Here is a 26,172-nt window from a genome sequence, read left to right as displayed (position 1 = left end):
CGTAGTCGGCGTGGCCGGGGCAGTCGACATGCGCATAGTGGCGCGCGTCGGTCTCGTATTCCACATGCGCGGTCGAGATGGTGATGCCGCGGGCTTTCTCTTCCGGCGCGCCGTCAATCTGGTCATACGCCTTGAAGTCACCAAAATACTTGGTGATCGCTGCGGTCAGCGTCGTCTTACCATGGTCAACATGCCCAATCGTGCCGATGTTGACGTGCGGTTTTGTACGCTCAAACTTTTCCTTTGCCATGATGGCCTCCTTTTTCTGTAATGAAGGGAGCCCCGGAACGGCGCTCCCTCAAATCGTCGCTTATGCGTATTTCGCCTGGATCTCGTCCGAGATGTTCTGCGGAACCGGATCGTAGTGGTCGAACTGCATGGTGAACTGGGCGCGGCCCGACGACATCGAACGCAGGGTGTTGATGTAGCCGAACATGTTCGCCAGCGGAACAAACGCGTCGATCGCGATTGCGTTGCCGCGGGATTCCTGACCCGACACCTGGCCCCGACGCGAAGTCAGGTCACCGATGATACCGCCGGTGTATTCTTCCGGGGTGATCACTTCGACCTTCATGATCGGTTCCAGCAGCTTCGCGCCAGCTTTGCGCATGCCTTCACGCATACACATACGGGCCGCGATTTCGAATGCCAGAACGCTCGAGTCGACGTCGTGGAACTTACCGTCCAGCAGGGCAACCTTGAAGTCGATCACCGGGAAGCCAGCCAGAGGGCCGCTGTCCATGACCGAGTTGATGCCTTTTTCAACACCGGGGATGTATTCCTTAGGAACGGCACCACCAACGATGCGGCTTTCGAACGAGTAACCTTCGCCTGCCTCGGTGGGCTGGATCTCCAGCTTGACTTCAGCGAACTGACCCGAACCACCCGACTGTTTCTTGTGGGTGTAGGTGTGTTCGACCGGCATCGAGATGGTTTCACGATAAGCCACCTGAGGCGCACCGATGTTGGCTTCGACCTTGAACTCGCGCTTGAGACGGTCCACCAGGATGTCCAGGTGAAGCTCGCCCATGCCCTTCATGATGGTCTGACCCGATTCCAGGTCGGTTTCCACGCGGAAGGACGGGTCTTCGGCGGCCAGACGGGCCAGACCCTGAGACATCTTTTCCTGGTCGCCCTTGGTTTTGGGCTCGACCGCGATCTCGATCACCGGATCGGGGAAGGTCATGGTTTCCAGAACCACCGGATCCTTCGGATCGCAGAGGGTGTCACCGGTGGTGGTGTCTTTCAGACCCGCCAGCGCGATGATGTCGCCTGCAAACGCTTCTTCGATCTCTTCCCGGTTGTTGGAGTGCATCATCATCATACGACCGATGCGCTCTTTCTTGCCTTTGGTCGAGTTCAGGATCGAGTCGCCCTTCTGCATGGTGCCCGAGTAAACGCGGGTGAAGGTCAGCGAACCGACGAAGGGGTCGTTCATGATTTTGAACGCCAGACCCGAGAAGGCCATGTCGTCATCGGCACGACGTGCGATGTTACGAACTTCTTCCTCGTCGCCGGGTTTGAAGCCCATGTAATCAACAACGTCCAGCGGGCTGGGCAGGTAGTCGATCACAGCGTTGAGCAGCGGCTGAACGCCTTTGTTCTTGAACGCCGAGCCACCCAGAACCGGAACGAAATGCAGCGCCAGCGTGCCTTTGCGCAGCAGTTTGCGCAGGGTCGGAACGTCGGGCTCTTCGCCTTCCAGATAGGCCATCATCGCGTCGTCGTCTTCTTCGACGGCCGCTTCGATCATCTTGCCGCGCCATTCGTCAGCCATGTCTTTCAGGCTGTCACGGATCGGAGCTTTGACCCAGCTTGCACCAAGGTCTTCGCCCTGCCACAGCCACTCTTCCATGGTGACGAGGTCAACCAGGCCTTCCAGCTCGGTTTCGGCACCGATCGGAATACCAACCGGAACAGCACGTGCGCCGGTGCGGTCTTCGATCATGCGAACGCAGTTGAAGAAGTCTGCGCCGATCTTGTCCATCTTGTTGACGAAAACCATACGCGGAACCTTGTAGCGGTCAGCCTGACGCCACACGGTTTCGGTCTGGGGTTCAACACCGGCGTTTGCGTCCAGAACGCAGACGGCACCGTCGAGAACCGCCAGCGAGCGTTCAACTTCGATGGTGAAGTCAACGTGGCCGGGGGTGTCGATGATGTTCAGGCGGTGCTTAGGCGTGTCAGCATTCTGACCGTCTTCGGTGCGTTCCCAGAAGGTGGTAGTTGCAGCCGAAGTGATGGTGATGCCGCGTTCCTGCTCCTGCTCCATCCAGTCCATGGTGGCTGCACCATCGTGCACCTCACCGATGTTGTGGGATTTACCAGTGTAATACAGGATACGCTCCGAGCAGGTGGTCTTACCTGCGTCGATGTGCGCCATGATACCGAAGTTACGGTATAGTTCGAGCGGATATTCGCGTGCCATTTGGATAAGCCTCTGGGATTACCAACGGTAATGGCTGAAGGCTTTGTTCGCCTCGGCCATCTTGTGGGTGTCTTCGCGCTTCTTCACGGCGGTACCGCGGGACTGTACAGCGTCCAGCAGCTCACCGGCGAGGCGTTCTTCCATGGTGTTTTCATTGCGGCCGCGCGCAGCGGTGATCAGCCAGCGGATGGCCAGTGCTTCGCGGCGCTCGGGGCGGACTTCGACCGGAACCTGATAGGTTGCTCCACCAACCCGGCGCGAGCGAACCTCGACCGACGGTTTGATGTTGTCGAGTGCTTCGTGGAACACTTCGACGGGCGCGCGCTTGATCTTGCTTTCGACGCGGTCAAAGGCGTTGTAGACGATGCGCTCGGCGACCGACTTCTTGCCGTCGATCATCAGGTTGTTCATGAATTTGGTCAGAACCTTATCGCCAAACTTGGCGTCAGGCAGGACTTCGCGTTTTTCGGCGGCGTGACGACGTGACATATCAGCCTCTCCTTCTTACTTGGGACGCTTCGCGCCGTATTTCGAACGGCGTTGCTTACGGTCTTTGACGCCCTGAGTATCCAGAACACCGCGCAGGATGTGGTAACGCACACCGGGAAGGTCTTTCACACGGCCGCCACGGATCAGAACAACCGAGTGTTCCTGAAGGTTGTGGCTTTCACCGGGGATGTACGAGATGACCTCGAACCCGTTGGTCAGGCGCACTTTGGCAACCTTACGCATAGCCGAGTTCGGTTTCTTCGGTGTTGTGGTGTAAACACGTGTGCAGACGCCGCGTTTCTGCGGGCACTGCTCCAGGTGCATGGACTTCGAGCGTTTTACTTTGGGCTGCCGCGGTTTGCGGATCAGCTGTTGAATAGTTGGCATTCCGGTTTCTTCCCCGTTTGCAACACACATGACATGCACGCAACTGGCGTGCGGCTAACTTCGCTGCGCTGATGCGTCCACAAGCGCAAAACCCACGAGCGTTCCCATTCCGAGGTGAACGTCGCGGTTGTTTCTCAGAGGGCGCGAACTGCAAAATTGTCCGGGCCTTGACCAGCTCATTACTGGAATCGGCTATGGGGCGGCCCCCGGCACCGAGATGACGCGCGTAATAGGGGGAGTCGGCCCGAGTGTCAACAGCACGATACCGGTTGCCCGGCAATTGGCTGATCCGGGCCGTGCCGATATGGGTGCGCAGGCTCAACCGGGTTCATAAACCGTCCTGCACCAGAAGCGCCAATGTTAAGCTGAACCCGCAACCGGAGGCCGGGTTTCGCCTTCGGATAACCAGTGTTCAGAGCTTTGTCACGCAGGTTCACGCCGCTTCCCGACGCGCGCGTTCCCGGAACAGCGTAAACAGTCCGGCGGCCACGATCAGTGTCGCACCCAGCATGGTCAGGCCGTCGGGCCATTCATCGAATACGGCCCAGCCCAACCCCAGGGCCCAGATCAGGCTGGAATAGCGAAACGGCGCGATGAACCCGACATCGCCCTGACGCATGACCATGACGCTGAACAGATAGCCCATCAGGACGAACACGGCCGCCGCTGCAACCAAAGAACCCGCAGCGCCGGAAACCGGAACCCATCCTTCGAACACCGAAGCAATCGCGGCGGCCACCGTGATGGAAAGAGACGTCGCCAGTGTCACCACCATTGAAGGAACTTGGGGCGACATGCGTCGCGTCATCAGATCGCGAACCGTGATCGAAGCCACTGCGATCAGCGCGTAGATGGAATACAGGCTGAAGCCGTCAGGACCGGGTCTGACGATCAGAACCATGCCGCCAAAACCAATGGCAATCGCCAATATGCGCCGCCAGCCGACCTGTTCGGAAAAGACCAGCGCCGCGCCCAGCGTCACGGTCAGGGGCAGCGCCTGCAGAATGGCCGTCACATTGGCAAGCGGCATGTTCTTGAGCGCTGTCAGGAAAAAGAAGGTGGCCGACAGTTCGGTCAGGCTGCGCAGCGCAACCAGCCACCGGTCGTGGTTTGAGAAATTGAGGTGCAGCGCCCCCAGATAGCGGGCAAGACCGTAGACAAGGAAAACGGCCAGTACGCCCCGCATGGCCACCAGTTGGAACAAAGGCAGTTCCCGAAGCGCGACCTTGACCAAAGTGTCGTTCAGGGTGAAGGCCGCCATGCTGCCCATCATCAGCAAGGCACCTTTGGTGTTTGGGTTCATGTCAGATATGGCCCTGCGCAGAGTGATCGGGCCATTGGCCCAATCGGACAGCCGCCTGTCAACGCATCAAATCAGATCAACGCAAGAATTGCGCTCTGACGCGTGCGGAGCGTGTCGAAACCGCCCGCTGTGCCCGTATCAAAGACCGGATACCCGACCGCCTCCGATACCTTCCACAGCCACCCCGGCGCTGAGCGTGTGCGTTGCAATCAACCCACCGGACATGTCCAGAACGCCAAGCTGGTTGCCGTTCTGAAGCGCAACATAAAGCTCGCGGCGTTTGGAGTTGATGCCAAGGCCAAAGCGTTCGATCTGCACCGCTGCGCCGACCGATGGATTGGTCGCGCGGATCGTCCTTAGAACCGTGCCGTTCAAATCCACCTCGGCGATCAGGCGATTGCGGATGAACAGCACATAAAGCGTGCCGGTCGTTTCATCAAAGGCCAGCCCGCCAATCGGCCCCTGTGGCTGGCTGAGGGTTATGTTGCGCACGAATTGCCCGTCGCGGGTCAGTTCCGCGATCATCACCCCGTTCGGATGGTCGAGGAACAGATGCCCATCGCCTCCCCGAATGGCCAGCCCGCATTCTTTTATGGGGAACTCGTCAGGTGTGATGCCACCGCATCCGGCCGGAACCCGCTGTGCCGCAAAGGTACGCAGGACACGGCCATTTCGGTCAAGCTCCTGTAGCTGGGTACCGGGAAGATTGCGCAGAAAGATCCGCCTTCTCGGCTCATCATAAGCCAGCCCGACGATCGAGCCGGATATCGGGATCAGGCGCGTCGTGCCGTTCGGGATCACGATCTCGCGCGATGGCTGGCCCGGCGGCATCCCTACATAGGCATAATCCGTGCAGGCGGCCATCAGGCCCAGACCGAAAACCGAAATTACGCGCGACAGCTTTGTGACAGCTCTCATCATCCACCCCCGTCACCTGTGTGAATTCAAGGCGGATGGTAGCACAGTTTAGGCTAAATCAGAAAAACCCTGCTGTTATTGCAGGTCTCATACAGCAAGCGCGATATGCCAGTGGTCTGGAACTGCCCTAAGTGTGGCGCGCGTTTCAACCCTGCAAAAACAAAAGGCCCCGCGAAATCGCGGGGCCTTCCTTAACTTGTCAATCGGGCGATTACTCGCGGCTTTCGGGTGTTTCCACCAGAACATCCAGCTCATCCCCGACCAGATCATCATCCATGATCGGCGCAGCCAGGGCAGCGGCCGCTTCGGCCTCTTCCCGGCGGGCTTCGATCACCACATTGTCGCGCGACTGCGCGATGTGGCGGACGGCCTGTGTGGCCCCACCTGTACCGGCAGGGATCAGGCGACCAACGATGACGTTCTCTTTCAAACCAACCAGCTTGTCCTTTTTGCCCTGCACGGACGCTTCGGTCAGTACGCGGGTGGTTTCCTGGAACGACGCGGCCGAGATGAACGAACGCGTTTGCAGCGAGGCCTTGGTGATCCCCAGAAGGATCGGCTCGCCCTGTGCCGGACGACCACCGCGAGCGATGGTCTTTTCGTTGGCTGCGTCGAACTCCTGCTTGTCGACATGTTCGCCTTTCAGCAGGGTGGTGTCGCCTGAATCCAGGATCTCCCACTTCTGCAGCATCTGGCGCACGATGACTTCGATGTGCTTGTCGTTGATCTTCACGCCTTGCAGACGATACACATCCTGCACTTCGTCGATCATGTAGTTCGCCAGCGCCTCGACACCCATGATGGACAGGATGTCATGCGGAGCCGGGTTACCGTCCATGATGTAGTCGCCCTTCTGTACGAAGTCGCCTTCGACAACAGGGATGTGCTTGCCCTTGGGTACCATGTACTCGATGGGCTCCAGTGACTCGTCAGCCGGTTCGATGGTGATGCGGCGCTTGTTCTTGTAGTCGCGGCCAAAGCGCACGTAACCATCGGCTTCTGCGATGATCGCGTGATCTTTCGGACGGCGGGCTTCGAACAGTTCGGCCACACGCGGCAGACCACCGGTGATGTCCTTGGTTTTGGCACCTTCACGCGGAATACGCGCGACAACGTCACCGGCTTCGATCTTCTGGCCATCTTCGACCGACAGGATCGCATCCACCGACATCGGATAGTGAACCGGGTTGCCCGCATCGTTGCGGACCGGTTCGCCATCGTCACCGACCAGAATGATCTCGGGCTTCAGGTCGCTGCCACGGGGGGCCGCGCGCCAGTCAATCACGATCTTCTGGGTCATGCCGGTTGCTTCGTCGGTCTCGTCACGGACGGCAAGGCCCGAAACCAGGTCGACGTATTTGGTGGTACCGGCTTTCTCGGCGATGATCGGCAGGGTGTAGGGATCCCATTCGAACAGCTTGTCGCCACGGGACACTTTCGCGCCTTCCTTGACGAACAGCTTGGAGCCGTAGCCCAGCTTGTGGTTGGCACGCTCTTCGCCGTGATCGTCCTTGATCACCAGCTTCATGTTCCGGCCCATGACGAGGCTTTCGCCTGCGGCATTCACCAGGATCTGCGGGTTCTCGAAGGATACGTTGCCGGCTTGGCTTGCTTCCTGGAACGACTGCTGACCACCTTGCGCAACACCGCCGATGTGGAAGGTCCGCATCGTCAGCTGTGTACCGGGTTCACCGATGGACTGGGCGGCGATGATGCCGACAGCCTCACCCGTGTTCACCATGGTACCGCGAGCAAGGTCACGACCGTAACAGGTGGCACAGACGCCTTCCTCGGACTCGCAGGTCAGAGGCGAGCGGATACGGGTCGACTGAACGCCAGCCTCATCGATGATGTCCGCCATCCGTTCGTCGATCAGCTGACCCGCGGCCACGAGCACCTCTTCCGTGCCCGGACGCAGGATGTCATCGGCAGCCACGCGGCCCAGAATACGCTCGGCCAGCGAGGCGACAACTTCACCATCGTTGACCGCAGCTTCGGCCGTGATCGCGCGTTCAGTGCCGCAGTCGATCTCGCGAACGATGCAGTCCTGTGCCACGTCCACCAGACGACGGGTCAGGTAACCCGAGTTCGCGGTTTTCAGAGCGGTATCCGACAGACCTTTACGGGCACCGTGGGTCGAGTTGAAGTATTCAAGAACGGTCAGACCTTCCTTGAAGTTCGAGATGATCGGCGTCTCGATGATGTCACCGTTCGGCTTGGCCATCAGGCCCCGCATACCGCCCAGCTGTTTCATCTGAGTGACCGAGCCCCGCGCACCGGAGTGAGCCATCATGTAAACCGAGTTCGGCTCCATGTCCGACCCGTCTTCGGCCTTGGCGACGTTCGAGATGGTGCTCATCATCGCCTCGGTCACGCGGTCGTTACACTTCGACCAGGCATCGACAACCTTGTTGTACTTTTCGCCCTGAGTGATCAGGCCGTCCATGTACTGCTGTTCGAAATCTTTCACCTGATCGCGGGTGTCATCAACGATGCCCCACTTGTCATCAGGAATGACCATGTCGTCCTTGCCGAACGAGATGCCCGCCCTGAACGCTTCTTTGAAGCCCATCGACATGATCTGGTCACAGAAGATAACCGACTCTTTCTGACCGCAGTAGCGGTAGACGGTGTCGATCACCTGCTGCACTTCTTTCTTCCGCAGCAGGCGGTTGACCAGATCGAACGGCGCCTTGTTGTTCATCGGCAGCAGGGCCCCCAGACGCAGACGGCCCGGAGTGGTTTCATAGCGCTTCTGAACTTCGTTGCCTTCTTCGTCGATCTGCGTGATCCGCGCGGTGATTTTGGTGTGCAGATGCACCTCACCCGCGTCCAGCGCGTGCTGAACTTCGTCGATCGAACCAAAGACCTTGCCTTCGCCCGGCATGCCGGCACGTTCCAGCGACACATAGTACAGGCCCAGGATCATGTCCTGCGACGGAACGATAATCGGCGCGCCGTTTGCAGGCGACAGAACGTTGTTCGTCGACATCATCAGAACGCGGGCTTCCAGCTGTGCCTCAAGGCTCAGCGGGACGTGAACGGCCATCTGGTCGCCGTCGAAGTCGGCGTTGAAGGCCGAACAGACCAGCGGGTGCAGCTGAATGGCTTTGCCTTCGATCAGAACCGGTTCGAACGCCTGAATGCCAAGACGGTGCAGCGTCGGCGCACGGTTCAGCATGACAGGGTGTTCGCGGATCACCTCGTCGAGAATATCCCACACTTCGGGACGCTCTTTCTCGACCAGCTTCTTCGCCTGTTTCACGGTCGAAGACAGACCCTTGGCTTCAAGGCGCGAGTAGATGAACGGCTTGAACAGTTCCAGCGCCATCTTCTTGGGCAGGCCACACTGGTGCAGCTTAAGCTCCGGACCAGTCACGATGACCGAACGGCCCGAGAAGTCGACGCGTTTCCCCAGAAGGTTCTGACGGAAGCGGCCCTGCTTGCCTTTCAGCATGTCCGACAGCGATTTCAGCGGGCGCTTGTTGGCGCCGGTGATCACGCGGCCACGACGGCCGTTGTCAAACAGAGCGTCCACGGATTCCTGCAACATCCGCTTTTCGTTGCGGACGATGATGTCAGGCGCGCGCAGTTCGATCAGACGTTTCAGACGGTTGTTCCGGTTGATCACACGGCGATAGAGATCGTTCAGATCCGACGTCGCGAAACGGCCACCATCCAGCGGAACCAGCGGACGCAGTTCCGGCGGGATGACCGGGATCACGGTCATGACCATCCATTCAGGTCGGTTGCCCGACTCGAGGAAGGATTCAACAACCTTCAGACGCTTGATGATCTTCTTGGGCTTCAGTTCGCCTGTGGCTTCGGCCAGATCAGCGCGCAGCTGCTCGGCTTCGGCTTCCAGATCGATCTGGGCCAGCATCTCACGGATGGCTTCGGCACCGATATTGGCGGTGAACGCGTCCATGCCAAAGGCATCCTGCGCGTCCATGTACTCTTCTTCGGTCAGCATCTGGCCGTAGGTCAGGTCGGTCAGACCGGGCTCGATAACGACGTAGTTTTCAAAGTACAGAACGCGTTCCAGATCGCGCAGCGTCATGTCCAGCATCAGACCGATGCGGGACGGCAGCGATTTCAGGAACCAGATGTGTGCAACGGGCGCGGCCAGTTCGATGTGGCCCATACGCTCGCGGCGGACTTTTTGCAGGGTGACTTCCACGCCGCATTTTTCGCAGACAACGCCGCGATACTTCATCCGTTTATATTTGCCGCACAGACATTCGTAATCTTTGATCGGGCCAAAGATACGTGCACAGAACAGACCGTCACGTTCAGGCTTGAACGTCCGGTAGTTGATGGTTTCGGGTTTCTTGATCTCACCATAGGACCAAGACAGGATCCGTTCGGGCGACGCCAGCGAGACTTTGATTTCGTCAAAGACCTTCGGGGGCGTCAGCGGGTTGAACGGGTTGTTGGTGATTTCCTGGTTCATTTTGATACCTCAAATTTTGCGGAAGGGGGGACGGGAGGAAGGGCTGAGCCCTTACTCCTCAACCTCCGCATCCAGGAGTTCCATATTCAGGCCGAGGCCGCGGACTTCTTTCACCAGAACGTTGAACGATTCCGGTACGCCCGCTTCAAAGTTATCCTCGCCCTTGACGATCGACTCATAGACCTTGGTCCGACCGGCGACGTCATCCGATTTCACCGTCAGCATCTCTTGCAGGGTGTAGGCGGCGCCATAAGCTTCCAGAGCCCAGACTTCCATCTCACCAAAGCGCTGACCACCGAACTGCGCCTTACCACCCAGCGGCTGCTGGGTCACCAGGCTATAGGGCCCGGTCGAACGCGCGTGGATCTTGTCGTCCACCAGGTGGTGCAGTTTGAGTAGGTACTTGATGCCCACGGTGACCGGACGCGCAAATTGCTCACCCGTACGACCGTCGAACAGGATCGACTGACCGCTTTGCGAGAAGCCCGCACGCACCAGCGCGTCGTTGACGTCAGCCTCTTTGGCACCGTCAAAGACGGGGGTTGCGATCGGAACACCGCGGGTCACGTTGCCCGCTGCCTCAATCAGCGTCTCCTCGTCCATGCCGGTGATGCCTTCTTCGTAGACATCTTCGCCATAGGCCAGCTTCATCGCCTCGCGCACCGGGGTCAGGTCGCCAGAACGGCGGTATTCACCCAGAGCCTCATCGATGTTCAGACCCAGACCGCGCGCGGCCCAACCCATGTGGGTTTCAAGGATCTGACCGACGTTCATACGCGAAGGCACACCCAGCGGGTTCAGACAGAAGTCAACCGGGGTCCCATCGGCCAGGAACGGCATGTCTTCCATCGGAACAACCTTGGAGATCACACCTTTGTTCCCGTGACGACCGGCCATCTTGTCGCCCGGCTGCAACTTGCGCTTTACGGCAATGAAGACTTTGACCATCTTCATCACACCCGGCGGCAGGTCGTCGCCACGGCGGACCTTCTCGACCTTATCCTCGAAACGGGCGTCCAGAGCGCGCTTTTGCACTTCGTATTGCTCGTTCAGGGCCTCGACGATCTGTGCGTCCTGCTCGTCTTCCAGCGCCAGCTGCCACCATTGACCACGGGTCAGGGTGTCCAGCAGATCCTCGGTGATCACCGACCCTGCCTTGACACCTTTCGGGCCTTTGACAGCGGTTTTACCCAGGATCAGACCTTGCAGACGCGCATAGATGTTGCGGTCAAGGATCGCCAGCTCGTCGTCCCGGTCACGGGCCAGACGTTCGACTTCCTCACGCTCGATCTGCAGCGCACGCTCGTCTTTCTCGACACCGTGACGGTTGAAGACGCGAACCTCGACGACCGTACCGTAATCGCCCGGCTTCACGCGCAACGAGGTGTCGCGCACATCAGATGCTTTTTCACCAAAGATGGCGCGCAGCAGCTTTTCTTCCGGGGTCATCGGGCTTTCGCCCTTCGGAGTGATCTTGCCGACCAGAATATCGCCCGGCTCGACATCCGCACCGATGTAAACGATGCCCGCCTCGTCGAGGTTGCGCAGCGCTTCTTCACCGACGTTCGGGATGTCGCGGGTGATCTCTTCCGGGCCCAGCTTAGTGTCACGGGCGGCAACTTCGAATTCCTCGATATGGACCGAGGTAAAGACGTCATCACGCGCGATACGTTCCGAGATCAGGATCGAGTCTTCGTAGTTGTAGCCGTTCCACGGCATGAACGCGACGACCACGTTCTTGCCAAGGGCCAGTTCACCCATATCGGTCGACGGACCGTCGGCAATGACCTCGCCCTTCTGGACGGTGTCACCCACCTTGATCAGCGGACGCTGGTTGATGCAGGTGTTCTGGTTCGAACGCTGGAATTTGCGCAGACGATAGATGTCAACGCCAGCGTCGCCCAGTTCCAGATCCTCGGTGGCGCGGATAACGATACGCTGGGCATCGACCTGGTCGATGATACCGGCGCGTTTCGCCTGAATCGCAGCGCCCGAGTCGATCGCAACCTTTTCCTCGATGCCCGTCCCGACCAGCGGTGCCTCGGCCCGCAGCAGCGGAACCGCCTGACGTTGCATGTTCGAGCCCATCAGAGCGCGGTTTGCGTCGTCATTTTCAAGGAACGGGATCAGCGATGCAGCAACCGAGACCAGCTGCTTCGGCGACACGTCGATCAGGTCCACATTCTCGCGCGGGGCAAGGGTGTAGTCGCCTGCCTGACGGGTCGAAACCAGATCGTTGATGAACTTGCCGTTCTTGTCCAGCGTCGCGTTCGCCTGCGCCACGGTATGACGCATTTCCTCGGTCGCGGACATGTAGTGAACCTCATCAGTCACCTCGGCGTTCTTGACAACGCGGTAAGGTGTTTCGATGAAGCCATACTTGTTCACGCGGGCAAAGGTGGCCAGCGAGTTGATCAGACCGATGTTCGGGCCTTCCGGCGTTTCAATCGGGCACATCCGTCCATAGTGGGTCGGGTGCACGTCGCGTACCTCAAAGCCCGCACGTTCACGCGTCAGACCACCGGGGCCAAGCGCCGAGAGACGGCGTTTGTGGGTGACTTCCGACAGCGGGTTGGTCTGGTCCATGAACTGCGACAGCTGCGACGAGCCGAAGAATTCGCGCACAGCAGCAGCAGCCGGTTTCGCGTTGATCAGGTCCTGCGGCATGACGGTGTCGATCTCGACCGACGACATACGCTCTTTGATCGCGCGCTCCATACGCAGCAGACCGACGCGGTACTGGTTTTCCATTAGTTCGCCGACCGAACGCACACGACGGTTGCCGAGGTGGTCGATGTCGTCCACGTCGCCCTTGCCATCGCGCAGTTCGACCAGAGCCTTGACGCAGGCCACGATGTCTTCGCGGCGCAGGGTGCGCAGGGTATCCGGTGCGTCCAGAGCCAGGCGCATGTTCATCTTCACGCGGCCAACAGCGGACAGGTCATACCGCTCGCTGTCGAAGAACAGGGTGTCGAACAGGGCCGACGCCGCTTCGACGGTGGGCGGCTCACCTGGACGCATGACGCGGTAGATATCCATGAGCGCGGTTTCACGGCCCATATTCTTATCTGCGGCCATGGTGTTGCGCATGTAGGGACCAACATTGACGTTGTCGATGTCGAGAACCGGGATATCGGTGATGCCCGCGTCGATCAGTTCCTTCGCGGTACCGCCGATCAGGTCGCCATCCTTGTCATATTCCAGCGTCAGTTCGTCACCGGCTTCGACATAGATCGCGCCGTTTTCTTCGTTGATGATGTCTTTGGCGGCAAACTTGCCAACGATGTGATCGAACGGAACCAGCAGTTCGGTGACGGTGCCCTCGTCGATCAGCTTCTTGACCGCGCGCGGGGTGACTTTCTTGCCTGCCTCGGCAATCACCTCACCTGATTTTGCGTCGATCAGGTCATAGGTCGGACGGGTGCCGCGAACACGCTCGGGGAAGAACGGCGTGACCCAGCCCTTCTTCTTTTCCAGCTTGTAGGAAACGGTGTTGTAATACGCGTCCATTATCGCTTCCTGATCCATACCCAGCGCATATAGCAGGGTTGTCACAGGCAGTTTGCGGCGGCGGTCGATACGGGCGAACACGATATCCTTGGCGTCGAACTCGAAGTCCAGCCAGCTTCCGCGATACGGGATGATGCGGCAGGCAAACAGCAGCTTGCCCGAGGAATGGGTTTTACCCTTGTCGTGATCAAAGAACACGCCGGGCGAACGGTGCATCTGGGAGACGATTACACGCTCGGTGCCGTTGACGACAAAGGTGCCGTTCGGGGTCATCAGGGGCATGTCGCCCATGAAGACATCCTGTTCTTTGATGTCTTTTACCGATTTCGCGCCGGTGTCCTCATCAACATCGAACACGATCAGGCGCAGTGTAACCTTCAGCGGTGCGCTGTAGGTCATGTCGCGCTGCATGCACTCTTCGACATCGTATTTGGGTTTTTCCAGATCGTATTTCACGAACTCCAGAACGGAGGTTTCGTTGAAATCCTTGATCGGGAAAACCGACTGGAACACGCCTTTGATGCCTTCGCCGTCTGTGGGCTGTTCTGCATCGCCGGAGCGCAGGAAAAGATCATAAGAAGATTTCTGTACCTCAATGAGGTTCGGCATCTCCAGCACTTCGCGGATTTTGCCGTAATATTTACGAAGACGTTTCTGGCCAAGGAACGTTTGAGCCATGTCAGATGTCACCTTTCGATGTTCTCAGCGGGCAAAGACACCGTCGGGCCCCGGCATCTTGCACAATCGAGACAACACGTCCGGATCAATTCGTGGCCACCGTCCCGAAGGCGGCCTCCCGATCCGAAAACCGTGTCTTAGAAAACTCCCCATTCCGTGAGGCCCTTTCTAAGACAGGTTCGGCTGGACCCGGATTTCTCCGGATCCAGCCAAAATTTTCGGCGCATCAGCGATGCGCCTGAGACCAGGCTTAGGCCAGCTCGACTTCGGCGCCAGCTGCTTCCAGCTTGGCTTTGACGTCTTCGGCTTCGTCTTTCGACACGCCTTCTTTGATCTTGCCGCCAGCTTCGACCAGTTCCTTGGCTTCTTTCAGGCCCAGACCGGTGATGCCGCGAACTTCTTTGATCACGTTGATTTTCGAAGCGCCGGCGTTCTTCAGAACGACGTCGAATTCGGTTTTTTCTTCCTCAGCTGCGCCACCGGCGTCGCCACCAGCTGCTGCGACCATTACGGCGCCGCCAGCTGCGGGCTCGATGCCGTATTCGTCTTTGAGGATGGTTTTCAGTTCTTGTGCTTCCAGCAGGGTCAGACCCACGATGCTTTCTGCGAGTGCTTTCAGATCAGCCATTTTATCAGCTCTTTCCGTTTACAATGTGTGTTCCAACGTCAGGGTAGGTACCCTACGCAGATCATTCAGTGCCAACCGCTTACGCAGCTTCCGCCTTCTCTTCGATGGTGGAAAGGATGCTTGCGATATTGCTTGCAGGTGCGCCAATCGCGCCGGCGATGTTCGAAGCAGGTGCGCCAATGCAGCCCACGATCGAAGCAATAAGCTCCTCGCGAGACGGCATTTTCGAAACGGCTTCAACGCCTTTGCGGTCCAGAGCGTTCTCGCCCATAGCACCGCCGAGGATTTCAAATTTCTTGTTATCCTTGGCGAAGTCCTCGGCCACCTTGGCTGCTGCCACGGGGTCCTCGGAATAGGTCAGAACGGTCATCCCTGTCAGCAGGTCGGCCATGCTTGCACACGGCTTACCCTCGAGGGCGATTTTGGCGAGCCTGTTCTTGGCAACACGCACGGAACCACCCGCGTCACGGGCACGTGCGCGAAGGTCCTGCATCTCGGCAACTGTCAGACCGGCGTAGTGAGCAACCACTACGACGCCAGAGCTTTCGAAGATTTGGCCGAGTTCCTCGACCACTTTCTCTTTCTGGGCTCTATCCACAGTTCTCTCCAAGTTAGGGGTGAGATCTCACCCCGGCTCATATTTGCCGCGGCTTGCGCCCCGGCGTTCAGGTCCGTTGTTACGGGATTGGCCAAAATTCGCCCGAGGGTGGGACCCTCAGAATTCTTTGGTCTTACCCGTCTCAGGCAGGGAATTAAGGGGCCATATGGCACCACCCACCGTCTTGGACGAAACAAAATAAAGCGCACGACGAATCGCACGCTTTATTCCGCAGGTCTACTTAGGACAGATGGCCGGGGTTTCCAAGAGGTAAATTGTGATAAATCAAACGCAACAAGGGATGACCAAGACAACAAGATAAAGTGCGCTGACGAGCAATTGATTAGGTCGAATTACAGGGTTGAGCGCAAAATAGTTCGTGACATTGTTCCAACTTCAAGACTATAACCCGACAATTTTTCTCAGAAACAAGACGAAGCAGAAAAAATGTGTAGAATTGCCGCCTATTGCGGACCAAGTATTCCGCTTGAAAACATCGTCATCCGGCCCCAGCATTCATTGCTGGAGCAAAGCCAGCACGCGGCCGAGGCAAAGCTTGCCGTCAATGGCGATGGCTTCGGTATGGCATGGTACGCGGATCAGGATCGTCCCGGCCTGTACAGGGATGTCCTGCCCGCGTGGTCGGATGGTAACCTGGTCGATCTTTGCAGGATGATAAAATCCTCGCTGTTTCTGGCCCATGTCCGCGCGTCGACATTCGGCGAAGTGTCGCGCGCAAACTGCCACCCTTTTACATTTGGCAAATGGTCCTTCATGCACAATGGTCAGATCGGAGAGTTCGGGCGTTTGCGCAGACGGCTAGAATCCTCACTGCCGGACGAGCTTTATGCGGCGCGGCGCGGGTCGACGGATTCAGAGCTTCTGTTTCTGCTGCTGCTGGCCAACGGGCTGGATGATGCGCCGCAGGACGCTGTTGTCGCAACTCTGCGTCAGATCGATGCGCTTGACAGTCATCGGACGCAACCGGATCGCATGGCCGTCGCCTTTTCAGATGGACAGAGCCTGTATGCGTTTCGATATTCCAGCGACCAGCGCAGCCCGTCCCTGTATTTCGGGGAAGGGCTGGACCACGGCGGCAAGGTCATTGCATCCGAACCTCTGGACAAGGGCATAGGAAAATGGACGCCCATAGAAGACCGGAGTTTCTTTACCCTGACCGGCGAAACTGCCAGCCATACCGCGTTGCCGTTCAGCTAATCGAAAACGGGCGGTCCGATTGGACCGCCCGCAACATTGCTTTGGCGTAGATCAGGATTATTCGCCCGAAGCTTCTGCCACATCAACGGTCACACCGGGGCCCATGGTCGAGCTCAGCGCGATTTTCTTCATGTAGGTGCCTTTGGCGCCCGACGGCTTGGCCCGGGCAACAGCCGAGACGAAGGCGCGAATGTTTTCGGCCAGCTTGGCGTCATCGAACGATGCTTTGCCAACGCCTGCGTGCACAACGCCGCCTTTTTCCGCCTTGAACTGAACTTCACCGCCTTTGGCTGCTTCCACGGCTGCTTTCACATCCATGGTCACGGTGCCAACCTTGGGGTTCGGCATCAGGTTACGGGGGCCCAGAACCTTACCCAGACGACCGACGATCGGCATCATGTCCGGGGTTGCAATGCAACGATCGAATTCGATGGTGCCGCCCTGAATGGTTTCCATCAGGTCTTCTGCACCAACGATATCCGCGCCTGCTTCTTTCGCTTCGTCAGCCTTCGCGCCACGTGCGAACACAGCAACGCGCATGTCTTTGCCTGTGCCATTCGGCAGGCCGACAACGCCGCGCACCATCTGGTCTGCGTGACGGGTGTCAACGCCCAGGTTCATCGCGATTTCGATGGTCTCGTCGAATTTCGAAGTTGCATTGGCCTTGACCAGAGCAACAGCTTCGTCCACCGACAGGTTTTCCTTGCCAGCGACGGCTTCGCGCGCAGCGCGGGTACGTTTACCGAGTTTTACCATCTTACTTCACCTCGATGCCCATGGAGCGGGCCGAGCCCAGGATGATCTGCATTGCGCCTTCGATGTCGTTGGCGTTCAGATCTTTCATTTTGGCTTCGGCGATTTCACGAACCTGCTTCGAGGTCACGGTTGCGATCGTTTCACGACCGGGATTTTCCGCTCCACGAGGGCGGTTCCGCTTGCCAACCGGCTTCAGACCAGCTGCTTTTTTCAGGTAGTAAGACGCCGGCGGCGTCTTGATGTCCATGGTGAAGGACTTGTCCTGATAGTAGGTGATCACGGTCGGGCACGGCGCGCCGGGCTCCATATCTGCGGTCTTGGCGTTGAACGCCTTGCAGAATTCCATGATGTTGATGCCGCGCTGACCCAGCGCCGGACCAACCGGCGGCGACGGGTTCGCCTGACCTGCAGGAACCTGCAGTTTCATTGTACCAGCAAGCTTCTTGGCCATTTGGTTTTCCTTTCAACTAAGGTGAAACGCGTCTCACCCAGATTATGTTGCGTGGTCCGGCCCGGGATCGCGATCCCGGTAACCTCCCACGAGAGAATCTCGCCCGAAGACGATGGGGCGGCGTTTACAGGGGATCATGGGGGTTGGCAAGTGGCCCGCCATTCAATTCGGGATCACCGAATCGAGTTTCAAATCGATAAACACCGGCGTCGACGCGCCATGGCGGGAAATTGCTGGTCATTCCGGTCAAACCCAGGAAATCCCAGGTGGCCTGTAAAACGAGGTTTCGCGCTATATTAAGGGTTTATTTTGCTTGAAAAAACCGGAGCGAACCCGGCGCCCGACCGACAGACTGCTGTGGCTTCGTTCCTTGCGCCGCATAAATAACCGCGCCATGCTGTGGCTGTGCTATAATCGGGGAAAACAAATTTGTTCGGAGGTTCGTCATGATTATTCGTTTATTAACTATGCTTGTCGCCGCACTGTCTTTTGCGGCGTCCGTTCCCCAGACCGCACGGGCCGATGCGGGCGACTTCATCGGCGGCGCTGTCGTTGGCGGGGTCGTCGGATACGCGATCGGCAAGGACCAGCAAAAGAAAAAGTCCCGGTCTTCAAGCCAGACCTACCGGTCAGGCATTCCGTCCACCTCGCAAGGGGCGCAGACACAGACCGCGCTCAACTATTTCGGCTATAATGCCGGGCGTGTCGATGGGCAGGTCGGGCATGGGACCCGGTCGGCGATCGAACGCTATCAGGTGTCCATGGGCTATCCTGTGAATGGCTATGACTTCCAGCCCTATCAGTATGACTTTCTGATGCAGGCCTATTACTGGGCGACAAGCGGTGGGCAGGCGGCAACCCAGCTTTCGGGTCAACCGCTTTTGATGGCCTATCGGCAACAGGTGCAAACCGGCTCTGCCTTGGCGGCGGCGCCTCAGACCCAGGCCCCGGCCATCCCGGTTATCACGCCTCAACAGGCCGAACCCGCAACAAGCGCCGCTGAAGCTACGACAGCCAGCCTGCCGAGCCTGTTTTCCGGCGGTACCGGAGGCCCATCGTTAGCCAATCGGTGCAGCGGGGTCATGCTGCAAACGTCGACCAATGGCGGCTATACGACCCTGTCGAACATGTCCGATCCTGACTTTGCGCTCAGCGAGCAATTCTGCCTTGCCCGCAGCTATGCGATGGCACAGGGTGAAGAACTGATGCAGGACATCCAGGGCCTTACACCCGATCAGGTCGCAGCCCAGTGCGCCGCCTATGGCGACATGCTGGCACCGCAAGTTGACGCGCTGTCTATCAACTCGAAATCAGAGGCTGAAACCCAAGTGCGCAAGCTTGCCTTGGATTCGGGTCTAAGCCCTGCTGATCTTGCCGCGACCAGCAAGGTCTGCCTTGCGATGGGATATCGTCAGGACAACATGGATACCGCGGTTGGCTCCGCGCTGATGCTGGTTGCCATGGGTGAACCCGCATACGGAGAACTGGTCGGTCACCACCTGCGCGAAGGCTTTGGTGTCCAGGCGCGCCGCGACCTTGCGATGCAGTGGTATGATGCAAGCCTTTCGGCGCTGGATTCCGGGTCGCAGGCGGTTTTCCTGCCATCCCAGACCGACCGCCCGCAGCTTTTGCGCGCAGCCATGGTTCAGTCGCAGTAAGCCCATTTGAAAACTGTATCGGCCCGTGTAGGGCTGAAACTGAAAACGCCGCGATGCTTTGACATCGCGGCGTTTCGAATTTCTCTGGCAGAACGCTTAGCTTTGCTTGGTGACCTGCGTGAAGTCCAGCTCGACCGGGGTTTCGCGGCCAAAAATCGACACCGAAACCTTCAGCTTTTGCGCCTCGTCGTCAACGCCCTCGACCATGCCGTCGAAATCCTCGAACGGGCCGTCGTTGACCTTGACCTTTTCGCCGATCTCGAAAGTGATCATCAGCTTGGGCGCTTCTTCGCCTTCCTGAACGCGGTTGAGGATCTGGTTCACCTCGGCGTCGCGCATCGGCATCGGGCGACCTTGCGGGCCCAGAAAGCCGGTGACGCGGTTGATCGAGTTGATCAGGTGATAGCCCTGATCCGACATTTCCATATGCACCAGCACGTAACCCGGCATAAAGCGGCGTTCGGTGGTGACCTTCTTGCCCCGGCGCACTTCGATCACCTCTTCGGTGGGCACCAGAACTTCGTCGATATCGTTCTCAAGGCCCTGTTCAGCCACCGACGTGCGGATCTGCTCTGCGATCTTCTTTTCGAAATTCGAAAGAACGCTGACCGAGTACCACCGTTTCGCCATGAACCTGTCGTCCTTGTTTGTCTTCGGGGTATCACATCTTGCGGACACACCCGTCATTTAAATCCTGTCACGTTATCCGGAATAAAAAGCGGCGCGCGGCCCGAATCGCCACACGCCCATTCCGAATATGCGTCACCTACTCTGACATCGCGCGAGGTGCAAGGGGCAGTCGTATTTGCCCCCGCCTGAACCGGCTTAGCCGAAAGCGCCCAGAACCAGCTGAAGGCCGCCCCGGATACCCAGATCGACCAAAGCAAAAAACACAGCTGTCAGCGCCGCCATGATGAAGACCATGACCGTGGTCAACAGCACTTCGCGCCGGGTCGGCCAGACGACCTTGGAAACTTCGGCACGGACTTGCTGAATGAACTGGATCGGGTTGGTGGTGGCCATTTGGCGTGTTCTCTCTGCTTGCGGATGGGCCGGACATAGCCGGGCATTGCGGCAATTTCAAGGGCGCTTGGATGAACTCTGCGCATATCGGGCGATTGGTCAGGGTTTGGGTTTGTCGTCCCACTCGTCACTCAGGATGCGGCGCGCGTCGCCATCGGGGTCTTCGTACTGATTGGAACGAACGGTATAGATAAAGGCGACCAGACCAACGCCCCCCAGAAACAGGGATATCGGGATCAGATAGGCAAGCACTTCCATCAGGGTTACCTCAGCCGCAATGCGTTCAGCGATACGGTAATTGAAGAGGTCGACATCGCCAAGGCCGCGATCAGCGGTGTTGCCAGTCCGATCACGGCCAGCGGAACGGCAATCACGTTGTAAACGGTTGCGATCTGGAAGTTCTCGCGGATGCGACGGGTGGCCTTGATGGCCGTATCGCAGGCATCCGCAATGGGCAGAAGGTCATTGCCCAGAAGAACGATGTCCGAGGCAACCCGCGCCGCATCCAACGCCGAGGCCGGAGAGATCGACACATGTGCCGCCGCCAATGCAGCCGTGTCGTTCAGGCCGTCCCCCACCATCAGAACTTTGCGGCCCTGATCCCTGAGGTCCTGAATGCGCTGTGCCTTGTCCTGCGGCAAAGCCTCGGCGACCCAATCCGTTATTCCCAGCTTCTCGGCCAAAGATTGCACGGCGCCCTTCGAATCCCCCGAGATCAACAGCACGTGCTTGCCTGACGCGCGCAACGCTTCCACCGCCTCGGCCGCGCCTGGGCGCAACGCGTCCGAGAAGCGGAACGCCAAGGGCGCATCGTCGCCAATTGCAAGCCAGGCAGACGTTTCCGCGCCCTGCTGTGCGCCGAGCCATGCGGCCCGGCCCAAACGAACGCGTTGACCGCGGTATTCCCCTTGGGTGCCGTATCCCGGCACTTCGGTTATGTCCCGAACATTTGCAGGCTTGATCCCGGCCTGTCGCGCGGCTTTGGCCAATGACACGGACAAGGGATGCGCAGAGGCCTCGGTCAGGGCCAGCGCAACCTCGACCTGCGCGCGGGCGTGATCGCCAAGATTGACCAGTTCCGGCGCACCCGAGGTCAGCGTGCCCGTCTTGTCGAACACCACGGTGTCGGTCTCGGACAACCGTTCGAGCGCGGTTGCGTGCTTGATCAGCATACCCTTGCGGAACAACCGGCCCGAGGCAGCGGTGGTCACTGCCGGAACAGCCAGACCCAAGGCGCAGGGACAGGTGATGATCAGAACCGCCGCGGCGATGTTCAGAGCGGTGCGCAAATCGCCCGAATAGATGTACCACCCCACAAAGCTGAGCGCCGAAAGGATGTGGACACCGGGCGCATAAAGCTTGGCGGCCTTGTCGGCCAGCGAGGTATAGCGGGACCGCCCCGATTCAGCGATGGCCACCAGATCCGCCATCCGGTGCAGCGACGTATCCTGCCCCACTGCTGTGGCGCGCAGGGTTAGCGGACCTGTCAGGTTGACCTCGCCCGCACTGACCAGCTGGCCGGCTTCGGCAAACACCGGCAGGGTTTCCCCCGTCAACAGCGAGCGGTCCAGTTCGGATTGGCCAGACACGATCTGACCGTCCACCGGCATTCGGCCACCGGGGCGCACAAGGATCAGATCACCAACCTTCAGATCGGCCACCGCAACTTCGGCCTCTAGCCCGTCCACGATGCGGATGGCGCGCGGCACTTCCAGAGCGGTAAGCTCTTCTGCCGCGGATCGGGCTGCGGCGCGGGTGCGGTAGTCCAGATATCGGCCCGCCAGCAGGAAGAATGTCAGGGTCAGCGCGGCATCGAAATAGGCATGCTCTCCGCTCAGTGCGGTCTCCCACAGGGATGTGACCAGCGCCAGCAGGATCGCCAGCGTGATCGGCACATCCATGTTCAGCCGCCGCACCCGCAGGGCGCTCCAAGCGTTGGCAAAGAACGGTTGCGCCGAGAAGGCAATGGCAGGCAGCGCGATTGCAGCGGAGATCCAGTGGAACATGTCACGCGTCGCGTCTGTTGCGCCGGACCAGACCGACACCGACAACAGCATCACGTTCATGGAAGCAAACCCGGCGACGGCCAGTCGCATCAGCAGGTCACGCCCCGCCTTGTCCGCCTGTGTTGCCGACAAAGCGCCGGGGTCAAGCTCGTGCGCTTCGAAACCTGCCCGTTCAAGCACCGGGATCAGATCGGCCGCTCGGGTTTCCGGCGCGGCTTTGATCATCGCCCGTTTCAGAGTCAGGTTGACCCGCGCGTCTTCGACACCGGGATGGGCGTTCAGTTCACGTTCGACCGTCGTGATACAGGCCGAGCAGTGGATGCCCGGCAAGGACAAGGCAATCTGCACATCTTCCGGAATCGGGCGCACGGGTTCTGCTGGTGCTGCAAGACACCCCGGACATGCCGCTGTACCGGATGAAAGCTGCGCCGTCATCGGTTACCCTTTCACATACAGCGGAACGCGCTGCGAAAACTCGGCACCATTGCCGTCACGCGCGACCAGCCGGATATTCCAGTTGCCCTTGCCCAGCATGGCCGGAGTGGCATAGGCCGCGCCGTCAAAGGTGAAATCCGGTGCGAAATCGTCCCGCACATGGGTTGCGCGGCCAACCACCGCCTGCAATTCGCTGACCTGAACCGGCGCGCCGGTCGCGTCCGTAATATGCAGGATCAGAAGGCCACCTTTGGTTTCTGCCCGAACCGTCCAGCCCAATGCCTGCTGCTCTTTCAGGCGATCGTTGAACTCCTGGCTGGCAACGTAGGAATTCTTGACCTCCAGTCCCGGAAACGTCTTCACCGCATTATAAGCCAGCACGAGGTTCACCGCGATGATCACGCCAAAGGCACCGACAAACACCGCCAAAGCGTGCTTTCCGGTGAATTTACGTTCGGCCATGATCAGTTCCCCCGTCCGTTGAACGTGGTGTCTTTGTAAGCACGTTCGCCGCTGCTGAGGTCTTCGACCCAGATCCGCACTGGCGTCGCTTCTGCTGCCGCCGGACCGCTGTCACGGGATGCCACGATATATACACGGGTCAATTGTGCCGTATCCGCCGTGACATTCACAGTATCTATCTTGGTTCCCTCAATTTCCAATCGCATCGACGGATCGCCCGCCAGAGACAATTTGAACAGGCGGTCCTCACCGTGCTTGTTGCGCAGCCTGACGTCATAGGTGTTTCGAATGGTGCCATCCGACAGGGTGACAAAGGTCGGGTTGCGCACGGGTGCTACGGTCAGATCGATGTCAGAGCGAATGAACAGGGCGAACAGCAGCGCAACCCCCACCAGTGACCACAACGAGGTGTACAGGATCGTACGGGGCCGGAAGATGTGTTTCCAGACATTCTTGGGCGGTTGTCCCGAGCGTTCGCGCGGCTCGTCGCTGAGCGCCATATAATCGATCAGCCCGCGCGGTTTGCCGATCTTGGCCATCATGTCGTCACACGCGTCGATACACAGGGCACAGGTGATACATTCAAGCTGCTGACCATCGCGGATATCGATTCCGACAGGGCAGACATTCACGCAGGCCATGCAGTCGATGCAATCCCCCAACTCGGAATCAGCTGTTCGCTTGCCTTTGCCGCGCGGCTCACCACGCCATTCGCGGTATCCCACGACCAGCGTGTCTTCATCCATCATCGCGGCCTGAATGCGCGGCCAAGGACACGCGTAGATACAAATCTGTTCGCGGGCGAACCCGCCGAAAAAGAAGGTCGTGCCAGTCAGAACCAGCATCGTCGTGTAAGCGACGGGATGCGCGTTGCCCGTCACAAGATCGCGGAGCAGCGTCGGCGCATCCGCAAAATAAAACACCCAGGCACCGCCGGTGGCCAGGCCGATCAGGAACCAGGTCACCCATTTCGTCAACCGGAGCCGAGCCTTGCGGAAATCCAGCTTTTCCTGACGATGCAGGCGCAAACGGGCGTTTCTGTCGCCTTCGATCCAGCGCTCGACCAGAATGAAAAGGTCAGTCCAGACCGTTTGCGGGCAGGCATACCCGCACCAGACCCGCCCCAGCGCAGATGTGAATAGAAACAGACCTAGCCCCGCCATGATCAGCAGGCCCGCCACGAAATAGAACTCGTGCGGCCAGATTTCGATCCAGAAGAAATAGAAGCGTCGGTTTGCCAAATCCAGCAGGACGGCCTGATCCGGCAAGCTGGGGCCGCGATCCCATCTTATCCAGGGCGTTACATAGTAAATGCCCAGTGTCACGATAAGGATGATCCATTTCAGGTTCCGAAATGGCCCAGAAACGCGCCTTGGAAAGATCGGTTCTCGTGCGGCGTATAGGCTGGGGGTGGGGTTGGAATCGCTCACAGGCTGGCTCCGGTACTGGCTCTTCTGAGTGTGTGTTCTTCCAGATCACGTGCATAGCAACTTTGACATGGGTCAAAACGCGCATCGTACAGACACCTTTTATCACATTTCCCGTGCCTGACGCCTCAACCACGTCACAAAAGTTCTGACAGCTGGTCTAAGTGGCGAATTTGGCGTCACAATATGGTATCCGCGCGTATCCGGCTCTGCATAAAGCTCGACAATACGACCGGCCTTGATGTCAGGCTCGACGAAATGTCGCACCGTGACAGTGACCCCCTGCCCGGCCCGCAGACCGTCCAGTACCAGGTTTCCCGGCAGCTCGGTCCGGCCCGCACCGCGTTCAGGACCGGCACCATGTTCGGCCAGCCAGGTCGTCGCCTCGGTGGTGCCGATTTCCTCAAGCCAGGGCAGTTGGGCCAGCTCGGTCGGCGTCCATGACATCTTTTCACCCAGCAGTTTCGGAGCGGCGACGATGACCACCGGCGACTGCAACAGCATCTCTGATTGCACACCGGTCCAACCGCCGGGGCCGTATCGAATGGCAATGTCGATCCCACCCGGTCGCAGTTCAACAACTTCGGCAGTGGGATCGAGGATCAGGTTCACCTCGGGATGGGTTTCGCGAAAAGCCGGTAGACGCGGCATCAGCCAAGAGGCCGCAAAAGAGGATGTCAGCGACACGTGGACCGGGCGGTCCTGACCAGACCGCGCCAAATCCCCCACTGCCGCCTCGATCGCGCCAAACCCGAGTTGCAGGGCTCGGGCCAGATGTTCACCATCGGCGGTCAGGGTCAGGGCCTTGCCTGTTCGATCCAGCAAGGCAGCACCCAGATGGTTCTCAAGTACGCGCAACTGCTGGCTAATCGCCGCATGGCTTACGTTCAACGCAGCACCAGCTTCGACGACGTTGCGTTTTTCAGCAAATGCCGCAAACGCCCTCAGCGCGGCCAATGGGGGAAGCGACAACCAATTCATATGTAACCCTGACTTACACTATGGAATGGTATTTGAGTCGCATTCAGCACTTCAAAGGTCAATCTTTATTGCAGAGATACCCTTGCAGAGGAGACCAACCATGCTGACCGTTTTTGCCAGATCTTTCATGACCGCAACCCGGATCAATGCGCCGCATATTCGCGATGTGCCAAAACCGGGTCGCCACAAACGCCGTTGGCTGCCGGAAGGTCATTGGTGGATTAAAAACCCGCGCGAGGTGGATCCGAACAACTTTTGACGCAGGTAACAGTAAACCTGAATCTGGACCACAGGTTTAAGTGGCCTTATTGTGGGAAAAAAGCACCGGCTGTTCAGGAAACGCGCGAACAGATGGAACAGCCG

General features: G+C 58.8%; 22 protein-coding genes. 3 read left to right on the top strand and 19 right to left on the bottom strand.

The features are described from left to right. The 10 genes from ACR0JI_RS19005 to rplJ form a co-directional block, all read right to left on the bottom strand. On the bottom strand, positions 1-250 hold a 250-nt coding region (locus ACR0JI_RS19005; protein WP_480494595.1), incomplete at its 3' end, for a GTP-binding protein. 60 nt (positions 251-310) lie between these two features. After that, the gene (fusA, locus tag ACR0JI_RS19000) at positions 311-2,428 is read right to left on the bottom strand and encodes an elongation factor G (RefSeq protein ID WP_480474062.1); all 2,118 of its coding nucleotides are present in this window, start codon (positions 2,426-2,428) and stop codon (positions 311-313) included. Positions 2,429-2,446: 18 nt separating this feature from the next. Next, complete coding sequence (gene rpsG, locus ACR0JI_RS18995; protein ID WP_093964348.1) at positions 2,447-2,917, bottom strand: 30S ribosomal protein S7; 471 nt, start codon at positions 2,915-2,917, stop codon at positions 2,447-2,449. Positions 2,918-2,932: 15 nt separating this feature from the next. After that, a complete protein-coding gene (rpsL, locus tag ACR0JI_RS18990; protein ID WP_005621086.1) occupies positions 2,933-3,304 on the bottom strand; it encodes a 30S ribosomal protein S12 in 372 nt (123 codons plus the stop codon). Between the two features lie 433 nt (positions 3,305-3,737). Continuing rightward, entirely contained in the window at positions 3,738-4,607 is an 870-nt protein-coding gene (locus tag ACR0JI_RS18985; RefSeq protein WP_480495948.1) for a DMT family transporter, read from the bottom strand. Positions 4,608-4,745: 138 nt separating this feature from the next. Further along, positions 4,746-5,525 carry a hypothetical protein gene (locus tag ACR0JI_RS18980; RefSeq protein ID WP_480495949.1) on the bottom strand — a complete coding sequence of 260 codons (780 nt, stop codon included), beginning with the start codon at positions 5,523-5,525 and terminating at the stop codon, positions 4,746-4,748. Positions 5,526-5,736: 211 nt separating this feature from the next. Continuing rightward, on the bottom strand, positions 5,737-9,978 hold the full coding sequence (rpoC, locus tag ACR0JI_RS18975; RefSeq protein WP_480474064.1) for a DNA-directed RNA polymerase subunit beta': 4,242 nt from the start codon (positions 9,976-9,978) through the stop codon (positions 5,737-5,739). A 51-nt stretch (positions 9,979-10,029) separates the two neighbouring features. Then, positions 10,030-14,166 (bottom strand): DNA-directed RNA polymerase subunit beta, encoded by a 4,137-nt coding sequence (gene rpoB, locus ACR0JI_RS18970; RefSeq protein ID WP_480495950.1) that lies wholly within the window; start codon positions 14,164-14,166, stop codon positions 10,030-10,032. 250 nt (positions 14,167-14,416) lie between these two features. Then, positions 14,417-14,794, bottom strand: a complete 378-nt coding sequence (gene rplL, locus ACR0JI_RS18965) for a 50S ribosomal protein L7/L12 (protein ID WP_209507787.1) — start codon at positions 14,792-14,794, stop codon at positions 14,417-14,419. A 79-nt stretch (positions 14,795-14,873) separates the two neighbouring features. After that, positions 14,874-15,392 carry a 50S ribosomal protein L10 gene (gene rplJ / locus ACR0JI_RS18960; protein ID WP_209507785.1) on the bottom strand — a complete coding sequence of 173 codons (519 nt, stop codon included), beginning with the start codon at positions 15,390-15,392 and terminating at the stop codon, positions 14,874-14,876. A gap of 447 nt (positions 15,393-15,839) precedes the next feature. Here rplJ and ACR0JI_RS18955 point away from each other — a divergent pair, with 447 nt between their 5' ends. Continuing rightward, positions 15,840-16,610, top strand: a complete 771-nt coding sequence (locus ACR0JI_RS18955) for a class II glutamine amidotransferase (RefSeq protein WP_480474067.1) — start codon at positions 15,840-15,842, stop codon at positions 16,608-16,610. 57 nt (positions 16,611-16,667) lie between these two features. Here ACR0JI_RS18955 and rplA read toward each other — a convergent pair whose 3' ends face one another. Together rplA and rplK are read right to left on the bottom strand one after the other, a co-directional pair. Beyond that, positions 16,668-17,366, bottom strand: coding sequence for a 50S ribosomal protein L1 (rplA, locus tag ACR0JI_RS18950; RefSeq protein WP_480495951.1), 699 nt, complete (start codon positions 17,364-17,366; stop codon positions 16,668-16,670). 1 nt (position 17,367) lies between these two features. Then, positions 17,368-17,817 carry a 50S ribosomal protein L11 gene (gene rplK / locus ACR0JI_RS18945; protein ID WP_480474069.1) on the bottom strand — a complete coding sequence of 150 codons (450 nt, stop codon included), beginning with the start codon at positions 17,815-17,817 and terminating at the stop codon, positions 17,368-17,370. Between the two features lie 446 nt (positions 17,818-18,263). Here rplK and ACR0JI_RS18940 point away from each other — a divergent pair, with 446 nt between their 5' ends. After that, positions 18,264-19,475 carry a peptidoglycan-binding domain-containing protein gene (locus ACR0JI_RS18940; RefSeq protein WP_480474070.1) on the top strand — a complete coding sequence of 404 codons (1,212 nt, stop codon included), beginning with the start codon at positions 18,264-18,266 and terminating at the stop codon, positions 19,473-19,475. 96 nt (positions 19,476-19,571) lie between these two features. Here the strand turns inward: ACR0JI_RS18940 and nusG are convergent, their stop codons facing one another. The 7 genes from nusG to ACR0JI_RS18905 all read right to left on the bottom strand — a co-directional run bounded on the left by nusG (position 19,572) and on the right by ACR0JI_RS18905 (position 25,809). Then, a complete protein-coding gene (nusG, locus tag ACR0JI_RS18935; RefSeq protein WP_209507773.1) occupies positions 19,572-20,105 on the bottom strand; it encodes a transcription termination/antitermination protein NusG in 534 nt (177 codons plus the stop codon). Positions 20,106-20,300: 195 nt separating this feature from the next. Then, positions 20,301-20,498 carry a preprotein translocase subunit SecE gene (gene secE, locus ACR0JI_RS18930; RefSeq protein ID WP_480474071.1) on the bottom strand — a complete coding sequence of 66 codons (198 nt, stop codon included), beginning with the start codon at positions 20,496-20,498 and terminating at the stop codon, positions 20,301-20,303. 99 nt (positions 20,499-20,597) lie between these two features. Next, positions 20,598-20,756, bottom strand: a complete 159-nt coding sequence (gene ccoS / locus ACR0JI_RS18925) for a cbb3-type cytochrome oxidase assembly protein CcoS (RefSeq protein ID WP_209507770.1) — start codon at positions 20,754-20,756, stop codon at positions 20,598-20,600. 5 nt (positions 20,757-20,761) lie between these two features. Beyond that, on the bottom strand, positions 20,762-22,939 hold the full coding sequence (locus tag ACR0JI_RS18920; protein WP_480495952.1) for a heavy metal translocating P-type ATPase: 2,178 nt from the start codon (positions 22,937-22,939) through the stop codon (positions 20,762-20,764). Between the two features lie 3 nt (positions 22,940-22,942). Next, a complete protein-coding gene (locus ACR0JI_RS18915; protein ID WP_480495953.1) occupies positions 22,943-23,401 on the bottom strand; it encodes a FixH family protein in 459 nt (152 codons plus the stop codon). Between the two features lie 2 nt (positions 23,402-23,403). Beyond that, a complete protein-coding gene (gene ccoG / locus ACR0JI_RS18910) occupies positions 23,404-24,831 on the bottom strand; it encodes a cytochrome c oxidase accessory protein CcoG (protein WP_480474074.1) in 1,428 nt (475 codons plus the stop codon). A 102-nt stretch (positions 24,832-24,933) separates the two neighbouring features. Next, a complete protein-coding gene (locus ACR0JI_RS18905) occupies positions 24,934-25,809 on the bottom strand; it encodes a LysR family transcriptional regulator (protein WP_480495955.1) in 876 nt (291 codons plus the stop codon). Positions 25,810-25,909: 100 nt separating this feature from the next. Here ACR0JI_RS18905 and ACR0JI_RS18900 point away from each other — a divergent pair, with 100 nt between their 5' ends. Next, positions 25,910-26,068, top strand: a complete 159-nt coding sequence (locus ACR0JI_RS18900; protein ID WP_480474077.1) for a hypothetical protein — start codon at positions 25,910-25,912, stop codon at positions 26,066-26,068. The last annotated feature ends 104 nt before the right edge of the window (positions 26,069-26,172 follow it).

Source organism: Ruegeria sp. N10 (assembly GCF_056531545.1).
This window is presented reverse-complemented; position numbering and strand designations above follow the sequence as displayed.

What these genes read in the sequence shown, in the direction of transcription:
- ACR0JI_RS18920 (WP_480495952.1), bottom strand. Translation starts at nt 22,939, where the DNA reads ATGACGGCGCAGCTTTCATCCGGTACAGCGGCATGTCCGGGGTGTCTT.
- rpsG (WP_093964348.1), bottom strand. Translation starts at nt 2,917, where the DNA reads ATGTCACGTCGTCACGCCGCCGAAAAACGCGAAGTCCTGCCTGACGCC.
- rplL (WP_209507787.1), bottom strand. Translation starts at nt 14,794, where the DNA reads ATGGCTGATCTGAAAGCACTCGCAGAAAGCATCGTGGGTCTGACCCTG.
- rplA (WP_480495951.1), bottom strand. Translation starts at nt 17,366, where the DNA reads ATGGTAAAACTCGGTAAACGTACCCGCGCTGCGCGCGAAGCCGTCGCT.
- ACR0JI_RS18905 (WP_480495955.1), bottom strand. Translation starts at nt 25,809, where the DNA reads ATGAATTGGTTGTCGCTTCCCCCATTGGCCGCGCTGAGGGCGTTTGCG.
- fusA (WP_480474062.1), bottom strand. Translation starts at nt 2,428, where the DNA reads ATGGCACGCGAATATCCGCTCGAACTATACCGTAACTTCGGTATCATG.
- ACR0JI_RS18915 (WP_480495953.1), bottom strand. Translation starts at nt 23,401, where the DNA reads ATGGCCGAACGTAAATTCACCGGAAAGCACGCTTTGGCGGTGTTTGTC.
- rpoB (WP_480495950.1), bottom strand. Translation starts at nt 14,166, where the DNA reads ATGGCTCAAACGTTCCTTGGCCAGAAACGTCTTCGTAAATATTACGGC.
- ACR0JI_RS18980 (WP_480495949.1), bottom strand. Translation starts at nt 5,525, where the DNA reads ATGAGAGCTGTCACAAAGCTGTCGCGCGTAATTTCGGTTTTCGGTCTG.
- ACR0JI_RS18955 (WP_480474067.1), top strand. Translation starts at nt 15,840, where the DNA reads ATGTGTAGAATTGCCGCCTATTGCGGACCAAGTATTCCGCTTGAAAAC.
- rpsL (WP_005621086.1), bottom strand. Translation starts at nt 3,304, where the DNA reads ATGCCAACTATTCAACAGCTGATCCGCAAACCGCGGCAGCCCAAAGTA.
- ACR0JI_RS18900 (WP_480474077.1), top strand. Translation starts at nt 25,910, where the DNA reads ATGCTGACCGTTTTTGCCAGATCTTTCATGACCGCAACCCGGATCAAT.
- secE (WP_480474071.1), bottom strand. Translation starts at nt 20,498, where the DNA reads ATGGCCACCACCAACCCGATCCAGTTCATTCAGCAAGTCCGTGCCGAA.
- ccoS (WP_209507770.1), bottom strand. Translation starts at nt 20,756, where the DNA reads ATGGAAGTGCTTGCCTATCTGATCCCGATATCCCTGTTTCTGGGGGGC.
- rplK (WP_480474069.1), bottom strand. Translation starts at nt 17,817, where the DNA reads ATGGCCAAGAAGCTTGCTGGTACAATGAAACTGCAGGTTCCTGCAGGT.
- rpoC (WP_480474064.1), bottom strand. Translation starts at nt 9,978, where the DNA reads ATGAACCAGGAAATCACCAACAACCCGTTCAACCCGCTGACGCCCCCG.
- nusG (WP_209507773.1), bottom strand. Translation starts at nt 20,105, where the DNA reads ATGGCGAAACGGTGGTACTCGGTCAGCGTTCTTTCGAATTTCGAAAAG.
- ACR0JI_RS18940 (WP_480474070.1), top strand. Translation starts at nt 18,264, where the DNA reads ATGATTATTCGTTTATTAACTATGCTTGTCGCCGCACTGTCTTTTGCG.
- ACR0JI_RS18985 (WP_480495948.1), bottom strand. Translation starts at nt 4,607, where the DNA reads ATGAACCCAAACACCAAAGGTGCCTTGCTGATGATGGGCAGCATGGCG.